Annotated in this window: 10 protein-coding genes and 1 tRNA gene; 6 read left to right on the top strand and 5 right to left on the bottom strand. The window is 65.1% G+C overall.

The features are described from left to right. Nucleotides 1-128: 128 nt before the first annotated feature. From QX094_RS17430 to QX094_RS17440, 3 genes are all read right to left on the bottom strand, one after another. Nucleotides 129-551 (bottom strand): putative quinol monooxygenase, encoded by a 423-nt coding sequence (locus QX094_RS17430; RefSeq protein ID WP_316188066.1) that lies wholly within the window; start codon nucleotides 549-551, stop codon nucleotides 129-131. A 100-nt stretch (nucleotides 552-651) separates the two neighbouring features. Further along, the gene (locus QX094_RS17435; protein WP_316188067.1) at nucleotides 652-1,503 is read right to left on the bottom strand and encodes a VOC family protein; all 852 of its coding nucleotides are present in this window, start codon (nucleotides 1,501-1,503) and stop codon (nucleotides 652-654) included. A gap of 94 nt (nucleotides 1,504-1,597) precedes the next feature. Beyond that, a complete protein-coding gene (locus QX094_RS17440; RefSeq protein ID WP_316188068.1) occupies nucleotides 1,598-2,611 on the bottom strand; it encodes an aldo/keto reductase in 1,014 nt (337 codons plus the stop codon). Nucleotides 2,612-2,972: 361 nt separating this feature from the next. Here QX094_RS17440 and QX094_RS17445 point away from each other — a divergent pair, with 361 nt between their 5' ends. The 6 genes from QX094_RS17445 (at nucleotide 2,973) to QX094_RS17470 (ending at nucleotide 10,510) form a co-directional block, all read left to right on the top strand. Further along, the gene (locus QX094_RS17445; RefSeq protein WP_316188069.1) at nucleotides 2,973-3,908 is read left to right on the top strand and encodes an AraC family transcriptional regulator; all 936 of its coding nucleotides are present in this window, start codon (nucleotides 2,973-2,975) and stop codon (nucleotides 3,906-3,908) included. A gap of 159 nt (nucleotides 3,909-4,067) precedes the next feature. After that, on the top strand, nucleotides 4,068-4,532 hold the full coding sequence (locus tag QX094_RS17450) for a (2Fe-2S)-binding protein (RefSeq protein WP_284422228.1): 465 nt from the start codon (nucleotides 4,068-4,070) through the stop codon (nucleotides 4,530-4,532). A gap of 1 nt (nucleotide 4,533) precedes the next feature. Continuing rightward, on the top strand, nucleotides 4,534-6,789 hold the full coding sequence (locus tag QX094_RS17455; protein ID WP_316188070.1) for a xanthine dehydrogenase family protein molybdopterin-binding subunit: 2,256 nt from the start codon (nucleotides 4,534-4,536) through the stop codon (nucleotides 6,787-6,789). An 8-nt stretch (nucleotides 6,790-6,797) separates the two neighbouring features. Further along, the gene (locus QX094_RS17460) at nucleotides 6,798-7,430 is read left to right on the top strand and encodes a hypothetical protein (protein ID WP_284422230.1); all 633 of its coding nucleotides are present in this window, start codon (nucleotides 6,798-6,800) and stop codon (nucleotides 7,428-7,430) included. Nucleotides 7,431-7,578: 148 nt separating this feature from the next. Next, complete coding sequence (locus QX094_RS17465; RefSeq protein ID WP_316188071.1) at nucleotides 7,579-8,808, top strand: MFS transporter; 1,230 nt, start codon at nucleotides 7,579-7,581, stop codon at nucleotides 8,806-8,808. Between the two features lie 40 nt (nucleotides 8,809-8,848). Beyond that, nucleotides 8,849-10,510, top strand: a complete 1,662-nt coding sequence (locus QX094_RS17470; RefSeq protein WP_316188072.1) for an FAD-dependent oxidoreductase — start codon at nucleotides 8,849-8,851, stop codon at nucleotides 10,508-10,510. A 639-nt stretch (nucleotides 10,511-11,149) separates the two neighbouring features. Here the strand turns inward: QX094_RS17470 and QX094_RS17475 are convergent. Together QX094_RS17475 and QX094_RS17480 are read right to left on the bottom strand one after the other, a co-directional pair. Next, nucleotides 11,150-11,224: transfer RNA gene (locus tag QX094_RS17475), tRNA-Val, on the bottom strand. Nucleotides 11,225-11,462: 238 nt separating this feature from the next. Then, nucleotides 11,463-12,749 carry a hypothetical protein gene (locus QX094_RS17480; RefSeq protein ID WP_315714006.1) on the bottom strand — a complete coding sequence of 429 codons (1,287 nt, stop codon included), beginning with the start codon at nucleotides 12,747-12,749 and terminating at the stop codon, nucleotides 11,463-11,465. Nucleotides 12,750-12,800: the final 51 nt, after the last annotated feature.

Raw genomic sequence — 12,800 nt, forward strand, 5'->3', positions numbered from 1 at the left:
GCGCCAGTCGCGGCCGCCCTGGAGGCCGTCGGCTGGTTCGACGTGACGTCCGTCTCGTACAATGGAACCTCAGGCGATACAGGCGGCTGCCTTGCTTTGCCAAAGCTCGCCTTTCGCCGGGAATTCGATCATTGCCGCGGCGCGGCTAAAACCGTCATCCGCATGACATCGACGCCGCCATCGGCAAGCTCCGGCAGCTTGGCGAACCACGCCTTGACATAGGGCATGGCATTGTGGGCATCGAAATCGGCCTGGCTGGCAAAGACCTCGTAGAAGACGAAATGTCCCGGCTTGGCACGATCCTCCTGAAGGAAGTACACGAGGTTCTTCGGGTCGCCGCGGACCAGATCGATCAAGGGCAGGGTGGCCGCTCTCAATGCATCCTCCTTGCCTGGCTTTGCCCGCACCTGCGCCACCACGGAGTAGGCGCCGTTCGGAATGGCCGCATAGCTCGGCGACGAGGTCTGCTGGGCGGAAGCGGCCGAGCCCGTGAGCGTCGATGCAGCGACGAGGAGGGCAGTGAATAGCTGAGCGTGCAAGTAATTTGGCATCGAATGTCCTTTTCGCGTGGGATGTCCGCGATGAGCCGGTGCAGGCCGAACGGCCGTCGAACGCACCAGCAACCGGGTGGCTGCTGGTGCCTTTGGCGGATCAGCGCGTGATGGTCTGCTGGCGCTTGGCGAGCGCCTCGCTGAATCGCTGCTTGACCGGGCCGAGCGCCTTGACGAATTCGAGCTGCTCGCCCTCCGGTCCCTTGCAATAGATCAGCTCCCAGCCGTTCGACGGCTCCTCGGTCACCCGGTTGGTGTTGGCGCTGCGCGGCGCGGCCTTGCGCTCGGCCTCGGTCCGCACCCGCACGGTGCGGTTGGCCCTGACCTGCGTCATGCCGCGCTTGGCGGATTCTGCCTCGAGGTCGGCGATGAACTTGTTGAAGTCGACCTCGTCACGCACGTAGAAGCAGATGTGCATCATGCGCGGGAAGGCGGGGCTCATGTGCTGCACCGGCTCGGCGAAGCTGACGGCGCTGCCCATCGGCTGGTCGGACTCGCGATACTGCAACAGTTCCAGCACCATGTTGTCGAACTGGATGAAACGGACGTCGAGCCGCTGGGCGCCGCTGCGCAGGTCCGGAACGCCGATCGTCCGCGGATTGACGCTACGGCTGTTCGCCTCGATCTCCTGATCGGCGAGCAGGGTGTTCTGCACGCCGTCGCCCTGGAAATCGCCGTGGCGAAAGACCTCCGTGCCGCCGAGAACCTGGGTGTAGAACTCGTAGGCGCGCTCCATGTTCTGGACCGTCAGGCCGAAATGCTGCACGCCCTGCAGCCGCGCGCCCAGCGGAGCATCGTCCCGCGCACCGTCTGACGCGCCGGCGCCTTGAGCGGCGGTGGTGCTGACCGCAGCAACACTGCTCGCTGCAAGTCCGGTGATCACAGCAGCGCTGGCGGCACGAAGCATGGTCCGGCGTTCAATGTCGGCGGCATCGTTCAAATCGTTGGTCATCTGCAATCTCCTGGCTGTCAACGGGCTGTGTTGCGGCCGTGTGGGCGAGAGTGGGGGGCCGGCCGCAGATCAATGCCCCCAACTCGGAAGCTGGTTAGTTCGTCTCCGGGAGCGGAGCATCCGGATGGATGAGGCAGGCGGCGCGCAGCTCGCTCCAGAACTCGGTAGGAATGACTTCCGCGAGCGCGGCATGATCGGCCGCGATACGGTCGGGGCGGCTTGCTCCGGGAATGACAGCCGCAACGGCGGGATTAGCGAGCGCGAACTGCAGGCCGGCCGCCTTCATGCTGATGCGATGGCGATCGGCGATGGCCTTGATCCGTGCCACCTTCTCGATGATCTCAGCTGGAGCCGGCGCGTATTCGAAGTTCGGACCGCCAACGAGCGCCCCGGAACTATAGGGGCCGCCGACGATGAGTCCGAGCTCGTGCTCGGCCACCATCGGCATCAGCCGCTGCAACGCCTGGGTATGGTCGAGCAGCGTGTAGCGGCCCGCCAGCAGGCAGCCATTGGGGCGGGGCGCATCGAGGGCGAGCAGCAGTTCGATCGGCTCGACCCGGTTGACGCCGAGCCCCCATGCCCTGATCACGCCCTCGTCGCGCAGCCGGTCGAGCGCCTTGAACGCCCCTTTGCGCGCGGTATCGAACACGCCGAGCCAATCGTCGCCGTAGAAGTCCTGCGCGACGTCGTGAACGAAGACGATATCGATACGGTCGAGGCGCAGCCGCTTCAGGCTGTCCTCGATCGAGCGCAGCGTTGCGTCGGCCGAGTAGTCGTTGACGATCCTGTTCGGACGTCCATGCTTGAACACGCCGCCCTTCTCGCCGAGGTCACGCGCGTTCACGTCCTCGATCTCGTCGAGGATCAGACGGCCCACCTTGGTGCTGATGACATAGTCGGCCCGCGGTCGCCCAGCGAGCGCCGTGCCGAGGCGCAACTCGGCGAGGCCAGCGCCGTAGAACGGCGCGGTGTCGAAATAGCGGATGCCGCTGTCCCATGCGGCGCTCACCGTGGCCAGCGCTTCGTCTTCGGGAATGTCGCGGAACATGTTGCCGAGCGGTGCGGCGCCGAAGCCCAGTTTGCCGGGCAGGATGGTCTTGAGTGACATGCTCTCGTCTCCTTAGATTCCGGGCGACGCCGGCATGCGGCAAGGGGATTGACTGAGACGCACGATGACCTCCGATCGCGATTGTGGACGTGGCTGATTGGCTCAGCCTTCACTACGGCGGATTGGCGCGGACATATTTTCGGATTCTGCGCGATGACGGACCGATCTTGCTGATTGCAGCGCAGTTTCAACAATCGTCCGAGAAGAATGGGGTCGTCAGGAAGCCTTTGTGCTTATTGCGATTTACCTCTTTTAACCGCGCGCCCGCTGGACTTTGCCGGCGCTGTCGCGAACAAGTGGCAAGTCAATGCAGACGACCGGCAGCGTTAGTCGGGATACCTCAGACCGAGCGGAGGCCACGATGCCGCTCCCTACGCATGGGGATGAGAAATATCGGAACAGTGAGAAGCTCGCGGAAGCCAAGGATTGGCAACACCTCGGCATCGAGCATCGCAAGTTCGAGGCCGGTCGTCAGGAGACGCCCGTTCCGATCTGCAACGAACTCGTGCTGCTGCTTGCAGGTGGAGGCATCGTCTCGCGCACCGGCAATGGCGAAGCACAGACGAGTCTCGCCCGGCCGGGCATGACCTATCTCGTTCCGGTCGGCACGCAGGAGAGCCGTCTCGAGTTGTCGGACCGGATGGAGTGCCTGCATCTCTATCTTCCTCCAGCCCTCATTGATCACAGTGCGCTTGCCGATTTCGATGTCGATCCGGACAAGGTCGAGATCGTCTATGCCGACGGCCTCGCGGACCAAGTGATCTTCCAGATCTGCTCGCCGCTGCGCGATTTGTTGTATCGGCCGCGCCAGCCGACCGACGCGCTGTTTGTCGAGGGCATCCAGACTGCGCTTGCGGCCCATCTCATCGGCTGTTACACGATCGATCGCTGGCGGCCGCCCGAGAGATCGCCTTCGCTCGATCCGCGACGGCTGCAACGTGTGATCGACTTCATCGAAGCTTCGCTTGGCACCGATATCCGGCTCGACGAGCTTGCCGCGCAGGCCTGTCTCAGCCCGTTCCATTTCTCGCGCCTGTTTCGCGAGGCGACCGGCCTATCGCCGCATCGCTACGTCACCGATCGCCGAGTCCAGGCGGCGCGGCATGAGCTGGCGCACAACGACGCACCGCTGGTCCAGATCGCGCTCGACTTCGGCTTCGGATCGCAAGCCAATTTCACGCGCGTCTTTCGCAAGGCCACCGGCTTGACGCCCGGACAATATCGCGAGTTGTGCTGCGGCTCCTCGCTAGCGAAGTCGGGTCGTCGCGCACTCGATCGGCGCACAGATTGTCCATAATACCGCAGGATTTGCCAATACCGTCGCGTCCCCATGCGGCAGACTACATGCGTCAGCTTCGCCGAACTAACTGCCGGCCGCATCCCAATGCGGCTGCTTCTGTAACCGTCGGCTTCAGATCGCAAGTGCGGCAGGCATCTGAGAGGAGGAGTCATCGACATGATCGAGTTCACGGTCAATGGAACTAAGCGTCAGGTCGACGTCACTCCCGACATGCCTTTGCTTTGGGTGCTCAGGGATGAGCTTGGGATCACAAGTGCCAAATATGGCTGCGGCGTCGCGCAGTGCGGCGCGTGTACGGTTCACATCGACGGCTTGGCGGTCCGCTCCTGTCAGTCGCGGATCGGCGATCTCGCCGGCAAGTCGGTCGTCACGCTCGACGGCGTCGACGGACGCGATCAGCATCCGGTCGTGCAGGCCTGGATCGAGCATCAGGTGCCGCAATGCGGCTACTGCCAGACCGGGCAGATCATGCAGGCGATTTCGCTGCTGGACCTGATCCCTAAGCCGACCGACGAACAGATCGACCAGGTCATGTCCGGCAATCTTTGCCGCTGCGGCACCTATCCTCGTATTCGCGCCGCGATTCACGCGGCGGCCGCAAAGAAGATGGCGGAGAAGTAACATGGATATCGCGCAAGGTCTTTCCCGTCGGTCCTTCCTCATCGGGTCCGCGGCGCTGGCCGGCGGTGTTGCATTCGGCGGCTACGGCGCGGCCGTGCAGGCGGCTGAATCGGCCAGCGACAATCCGCTGGCCGCGGGCCTTGCGCCCGATGCGGTGACCTTCAACCCATGGGTCGAGATCAGTGCCGGCAAGATCACGCTGATTGCCCAGCATGCCGATATCGGCCAGGGCACCGGCTCGGTGCAACCGATGATGATCGCCGAGGAGATGGACCTCGATCCCGGTCAGTTCGAGATCCGGTTCGCCGGACCGCACCCCGCCTATTTCAATACGGGCTTCAAGGAAGAGCTCGCACCCTTCCTGGCTGCGGACCAGAGCCCTGCCGCCGAGAAGGCTCGCGCCGCCGCGCTCGAAGGTCTAAGGAAGTCCGGGCTGCAGATGACGGGTGGGTCGAGCACCATCCCTGACACTTATGAGAAGCTGCGGGTGGCCGGCGCCGTCGCGCGCGAGACGTTGAAGCTTGCGGCGGCCAAGCGCACGGGCGTGCCGCTGGCCGATCTCAGCACCCAGTCCGGTCATGTGGTGCTGCCGAACGCCACGCGGATCGCCTATGTCGATCTCGCAGCGGACGCGGCGCGCATTCCGCCGGTGCTCGACGCCAAGCCGCGCGATCCCTCGACGTGGAGGATTCTTGGCAAGCCGATGATGCGGCTCGACATCCGCTCGAAAGTGCTGGGCGAATTGAAGTTCGGCATCGACATGAGGATGGACGGGATGCTGTACGCCGCCGTCAAACTGAACCCCAACAAGGGGCAGCCGCTGAAATCCTACGATGCCTCCAAGGCACGGACAATGCCGGGCGTGAAGAAGATCCTGCGTTTGAAGAACGGCGTCGCTGCCGTCGCGACAAATAGCTGGTATGCCATGAAGGCGGTCGAGACGATCGACTGCGAATGGGCACCGTCGACCTATCCTGCCGAACAGGCCGATCATTGGAAGACGCTGGAGGCATCTTTCAAACCGGAGTTTCTCGGCAAGGAGTGGCGCAAGATCGGTGATGTCGAGGCCGGTCTCAAGCAAGGCAAGCGGGTCGAGGCCGAGTATCGCGCACCTTATGTCGGTCACCAGCCACTGGAGCCGCTCAACGGCGTCGCCGTCGTAACCGATGCGGGCATGGAGATCTGGGTCGGGCATCAGAGCCCGCAGGCGGTGCAGGCGATCGCGGCTGCCAATGCCGGCCTGAAGCCGGAGCAGGTGACGTTTCACAACCAGTGGACGGGCGGCAGCTTCGGGCATCGTTTGGAGTTCGAGAACGTCCGCGTGCTGGCGGAGATCGCCAGCCAGATGCGCGGCACGCCGATCAAGCTGGTGTTCTCGCGCGAGGAGGATTTCCGTCAGGATATCCCGCGCCAGATCTCGATCGCCCGCCACAAAGGCAGCGTGGCCAAGGGCAGGATCATTTCGGCCGACCTGAAGCTCGCGGGCACGATGCCCTATAACGGACTGCTCGAGCACATGGGCATGCCGACCAAGGATCCCGATCCGCAACTCGCCGCCGGGCTGTGGAACGTCTACTACGATATCCCGCACTTTCGCGCTACGACCTTCGAGGCGCGCAACCTGTCGCCGTGCACGACCTGGCGCTCGGTCGGTGCCTCCACGGCCGGCTTCTTCACCGAGAGTTTCATCGACGAGATGATTCATGCGGCGGGGCTCGACCCGATGAAAGCTCGCATCGAGATGTGTGTCGTGCCGCACTATCGCAAGGTGCTCGAGACGGTTGCGGAGATGTCGGACTGGAAGGGACCTCTCGGTCAGGGCAGGGGCCGCGGCGTCGCCTTCGTCGAGTCGTTCGGAACGCCGGTCGCCGAGGTCGTCGACGTGACGGCGACGCCGCGCGGCATCCGCGTCGACAAGGTTTTCGTCGCCGTCGATGTCGGCAAGATAATCGACCCCGTCAACTTCGAGAGCCAGGTGCAGGGCGGCGTCGTCTGGGGGCTCGGTCACGCAATGAACTGCGAACTGACCTACGCCAAGGGCGGGGTGCAGCAGACCAACTACAATCATCACGAAGCGATGCGAATGTACCAGTGTCCGGTGATCACCGTGCGCGGTCTCGAGAACGATCCGAAGGTGAGGGGCCTCGGTGAGCCGCCGGTGCCGCCCGTGGCGCCCGCCCTCGCCAACGCGATCTTCGCGGCCACGGGCAAGCGCATCCGCGAAATGCCCTTCAACAAGTTCATCGAATTCGTGTGAGGCAGGCCATGAAACGCTCTTTGACTGCGATGGTCGTCGCCACGTCAGCTATTGCGGCGCTCACTGGCATCGTTGCCGCCAAGGACGAGACCAACAAAGACGCGCTGCCGCCCGGCAGCGTCAGCCGCGCTGAAGGACTGAAGGCCTGGAGGCGGATCGAAGCGGTCATCACTCATCCGCGCTGCGCCAATTGTCACGTCGATGCCAGGGCGATTCCGATCTGGACGCCGGCGGGTGAAACCAAACCGCGCGTGCACGGCATGAACATCCATGGTGGCGACAGCCGCATCGGTGCCGAGGCGGTGCCGTGCTCGACCTGTCACATGACCTCGGCTATGCCGAATGATCCGGCGCCTGCGCCGCCGCACGCGGGCATTGACTGGCAACTCGCGCCAGTCGAGTTCATCTGGTTCGGCAAGAAAGGCGCCGAGATCTGCGCGCAACTCAAGGATCCCAAGCGCAACGGGGGCCGCGACGCCGTCGGTCTGCTCGAACATCTGCGCCATGACGCTTCGCAGAACGGCTTCATCCCGCGCGGCTGGGCGCCGGGCGCGGGACGCTCAACGCCGCCGGGCACGTTCGAGGATCACGTCAAGGATGTGGCCCTCTGGGGCGCGGCAGGACAGCCTTGTCCAAAGTGACACAGCCACGCGGCGGTTCCGAGGGCGTGAATAGCTGTGCGCCAGAGCTTCCGCAGCGCGGACGCGCTGACATCAACATGTGAACCGATTGCGAGATCGTCGCGCCGTGATCGCCGCGATCTGACCTTCCTTGTGAGTGGAGACAGTGATGCTCGAGAGCGCCTACCGAGCGCAATGCGCAGCCGTTGAGGACCATTGCACGGATGATGCCCAGCAGCGCAGGCGCGGCCTGACGCTGTTTGCGCTCGCGTTCGGAAGCTTCTGCATCGGCACGTCCGAATTCGCGAGCATGGGAATCCTTCAGTTGCTCTCGACCGGGCTTGGCGTCGACATTCCGGCCGCGACCTACGCAATCACGGCTTACGCGTTCGGTGTGGTGGTCGGAGCGCCTCTCGTGACGCTGATGGCCGCGCGGCTAAACCGGCGGACGCTGCTGCTCTGCCTCATGGCGCTGTTCGTGCTCGGCAACGCGCTGTCGGCGATTGCCCTCAATCTGCTGCTTCTAGCCCTCGCGCGTTTCGTGAGCGGACTGCCGCAAGGTGCCTACTTCGGCGCGGGCGCCATGGTCGCGTCCTACATCGTCGGTCCCGGTCAATCCGGCAGGGCGTTCGCGCAGGTCATGGGCGGACTGACGATTGCAACCATCATTGGATCGCCGCTGGCGACCTTCCTGGGTCAGGCGATTGGCTGGCGGCGGACCTATGCCGTCGTCGCATGCGTGGGGCTGCTTGCGCTGCTGGCTCTTTGGGCTTGGGTGCCGGTTAGTCGGGCGCTTCGCGGCCGTCCCTTGATGCAGGAGCTCGGCGCGCTGCGCCGGCCCGCCGTGTGGGGCACCATGCTGGTCGCGGCGCTCGGTGTTGCCAGCATCTTCGCGATCTACACTTTCATCGGTCCGCTGGTGACTGACCAGGCCGCACTTGATCGCGCCTGGATCCCATTCGCGTTGGCGCTGTTCGGGTTCGGCATGACCTTCGGCAACTTCATCGGCGGGCGACTCGCCGATGCCTATCCCGCGCGTGGCCTCGTCGTCGGATTCGGTTGCGCTCTCGTGGTGCTCGCTGTTCTGGCGATCGCAGGCAGCCATGTCTGGGTGCTCATGCCCGCCTTGTTCGGCGTGGGCGCCACGATGATGACCGCGATCCCGACCATTCAGGTCCGGCTTACGCGCCTGGCCCCGGAAGCGCCCACTTTGATGGGCGCCATGAATCTCGCCGCGCTCAACTTGTCTAATGCGATCGGCGCATGGGCCGGCGGCCAGGTGATCGCGTCCGGTCACGGACTGCTGTCATGCGCATGGGCTGGTTTCGGTTTGACAATGCTCGGGCTCGCCGTCTTCGCGCTGACCCTGGCAAAGGTGCCGCAGCTCGCGCGGGCATGAACGAAGCCGGCTTGGCTGCATGGAACGGGTGTTTGACGCCATGGCTATCAGTGAGACTCGCCGCGAGCAGATCTTCCCGACGCTTTCGGAGTCGCAAATCAGCGTGGCCCGGCGCTTTGCAAGCGAGGATGCACGCCGCTTCGACGCTCATGAGACGATCTACGACATCGGTGCCCGCAACATTCCAGCCTGGATGATCCTGGAGGGATCAGCCGATGCGCGCATGCGCGGCGCGGCGGGCAAGTCGTCGCTGGTGACGACCTACCGCCGCGGGCAGTTCACTGGCGAGACCAATCACCTGTCGGGCCGTCCAACGCTGATGTCGGTCGTCGCAGGCGAACAGGGGGCGCTGGCTGTTCCATTCGATGCGCCGCATTTGCGCGCCCTCGTCATTGCCTCGGCCGAGGTCGGCGAGATCATCATGCGGGCGTACATTCTTCGTCGCATCATGCTGATCGAGGAGGGGCAGGGCGGCAGTGCCGGCTCGGTCCTGGTCGGTCGCAGCGATGCACCCGAAATCGTGCGCCTCGCGGGCTTTCTGGCACGCAACGGCTATCCGTTCACCACGATCGATGCGTCGGAATCGGAGGGACGTGAACTGGTGCAACGGCTCGGCATCGCGGCCGACGATCTGCCGTTGATGATCTGTCCCAACGGCACGTTGCTGGCGAAGCCGAGCGATGCCGACGCGGCGTCCTGTCTTGGCATTTTGCCGGTGCTCGACCCGCAGACGGTGTACGATGTCGCCATCGTTGGCGCCGGGCCGGCGGGACTGGCGGCGGCGGTCTACGCCGCATCGGAAGGGCTCTCTGCCCTGGTGCTCGATTCCCGCGCCTTCGGCGGCCAGGCGGGTGCGTCCGCGCGGATCGAGAACTATCTCGGCTTCCCCACGGGCATTTCAGGTCAGGCCCTGGCCGGACGCGCGTTCAATCAAGCCGTCAAGTTCGGCGCCGAAGTCGCGATCCCGCTCACGGTCGACCGGCTTCACTGTCACGGGGATGAGTCGGGTGCCGACTTTACGCTGGAGCTCGGCGGCGGAAGCACGGCACGTGCGAAGACCGTCGTGATCGCGTCGGGAGCCCGGTATCGGCGGCCGGACATTGCCGGCTTGGGCGAGTTCGAAGGTGCCGGCGTTTCGTACTGGGCGTCGCCGATCGAGGCACGTCTCTGCGCGGATGCCAAGGTCACGCTGGTCGGCGGCGGCAACTCAGCGGGTCAGGCGGTTGCCTATCTCGCGCCCCTGGTCGAGCGGCTCGACCTCGTGGTTCGCCGGCCGCTGGCGCAGACGATGTCGCGTTATCTGATCGACCGGATTTCCGCGCTTCCAAATGTCGAGCTGCATCTTGGCTCGGAAGTCGTCGTCCTGCACGGTAACCGCGCGACGGGCGTGACCGCCGTGACGCTGCGCGACAACGGCAGCGGCACCACTCGGACGCAGGAGGCGCGCCATCTGTTCCTCTTCATCGGCGCCGATCCCAATTCGCAGTGGATCAACGGCTGCGTTGACATCGACGGCCGCGGCTTCGTGCTGACGGGCGAGCAAGCCGGACCGGGGCACAGATTGCCGCTCGAGACGAGCAGGCCCGGGATCTTTGCGATCGGCGATGTCAGGGCAGGTTCGACCAAGCGCGTCGCAGCCGCCGTCGGCGAAGGCGCCACCGTCGTCTCGCAGATCCATTCGGTCCTGACGCGAAGGCGCTGACCCGGCGGGAGCGAGCAGGATGGCTGCTGCGCCTCACAGAACGACTCGGCCGGTGTCGACACCGAGATCTACCGGCGCGAAGCCGCCCCGCATCGCCACGCGGCGCTCGAGGATTTCCGATTGCTTGCGCTCGCCAAGGCGATGTGAGCGCCTCGACGAGGCGACGGGCGGAGGCGTGGGGCTGAGGTCCGCCGGATCCGCTCGGCGAGCGCGTTGCCGGTGAGTTCGAGCAGGTTGAACAGCCGTTGATAGGCGATATGCCTGTGCAGCCGCCGCGTTGCGCGCAGCGGGCCGATGACGAACTGACCGCGCGGCGGATCACGATTGGCACGGCTTGACCGCTCGCGGCGACGGGAGCCCTGAGGGACGAAAGCGAGCAGGTGAAACAGATTGTCCAGCTTGGTCTGATCGTCGCTGGTGGATGGCGGCGTCAGGCGCTTCCCCGGGGTGCCAACCCGGTTCCCGCCTCTTGCCGAGCGCTTCCGCCTGATTGTCCCACAGCAGGTGCGCTCTGAGGAACCGAGGTATATTAGACGGTGCCGATTGCTCAATTTCCGGTGTGCCCAGATTGTGCCCCGGAGCAATGGGGGCACATCGTTAGGGAAAAGGCCTGCTAACCTGTTGGCATATCTTGCTTAATGGTGGGCGCACAAGGGATCGAACCTTGGACCTCTCCCGTGTGAAGGGAACGCTCTCCCGCTGAGCTATGCGCCCGGTTGCCGGTGGCGGTCGTGGCTGTGAGCCAGCGAGCCGCCGAAGCAGTCCGTCGGAGCCCGCGATTTACGAAGCGCGGGCAGGGGGTGTCAAGGATTTGCGGCGGAGATGGCGAGGAAAACTGCCGGGGTGCGGTGGCCCGTCCTCGATCGGGGCCGAAACCGGCCCTCTCGCGGGCCAGCCTCCATACTGAAGCGAGGGGCAGATATCCGCCGCACTCGGCTCCGATCCGGCGGCCTCAGGCCCCGAGCTGCCGTGCTCGCGAGGCATGAGACTGCAGCGCGCGGATGCGGTCGGCCAGGGTACCGCCCTGGGGCGCACCGCCGGCCGCAGCAGCCGGCGCCGCGGCAACGCCATTGGCGTTGGCAGGCTTGGCGGGGGCCGGCTCGGCGGCCAGCATGGCCTCGATCGTCGAGTTCGGGCCCTCGATCTGCATCGCGAGCTTGGCGACCTCGGCGGCGATGTCGTTGATACGTTCGCGCAACAGCGCGTTCTCCATCCGCTCCTGGGCCCAGGTGCTCTCGGCCTGCTGCTGGATGGCGTTCATCTCGCGCTGCAGCTTGGTGCGCTCGTCGCGGGCGGCCTGCAGCTGCTGTTCGAGGGCGGCCTTCTCGGATTTGAGCCGCTCGAACGCGGCCGACTTGCCGCTGCCCATGCCGGCCAGCTCCTCGCGCAGCTCCTTCAAGGCGCGGTCGGCGGCCACGTTGGCCTCGCGCAGCTGGTTGTTCTCGAAATCACGTTCGGCAAGCAGCTTGCCCTGGGTCGACAGCCGGCCCTCGAGGTCGGCGACGCGGCTCGCCAGCATCTCGGCTTCCTTGACCTGGACGATCAGCTGGCGGTCGAGCTCGGTGACGCGCTGGCTGAGATTCTCGACCCGCGCGCGGGCGTCGTTGAGCGCCTTGGTCGCGGTGTCGGATTCGTCGCGCTCCAGCGCGAGCCGCGTCTGGGTCGCGGAGAATTCCTTCTCGGCGTCGGCCACGCGGCTGCGCAGCTCCTCGACCTGGGTCCTGACCGACACCAGCTCGACCTGCCGGCTGTCGGCCAGCAAAGCCTTGTCGTTGAGCTCGGCAGTCAGGCGCACCTGCTCGGCCTGCTTCTCCTTCAGCGCCTGCTCGGCGGCGCGCAGCGCCTCCGTCTTGGCGGCGAATTCTTCCTCGGTGGCGCGCAGCTGATCCTTCAGCGCCTTCTCGCGCGCCTCCAGCGCAAAGATCGCGGCGTTCTTCTCGCCGAGCTCGATCTTCATGCGGTTGATGGCGTCGGTCTTCTTGCCGAGGTCGGCGAGCTGGCCGGTGGCCTTGTTCTTGAGCGCGTCGACGCTCATCTCCAGCCGCCGCGCCGACATCGCGAACTCCGCGCGCAGCTGGTCCTTGTCGGCCTGGATCTCGGCCATCGACAGCGGCGTCGCCGCCTCGAGCCGGCGCGTCGTCAGCCGCACCGCACGATTGTGCACCAGCGGCACGATCATCAGCGCACAGAGCATGGCGATCAGAAAACCGATCGCAAAATACATGATCGGCTCGACCATGACGCACAACTCCCGGTCAGAAATGATTAACGGAATCACAATGCACGGCGG

Origin of the sequence: Bradyrhizobium sp. SZCCHNS1050, from assembly GCF_032484785.1 — a bacterium.
In the GTDB taxonomy this organism is placed as follows: domain Bacteria; phylum Pseudomonadota; class Alphaproteobacteria; order Rhizobiales; family Xanthobacteraceae; genus Bradyrhizobium.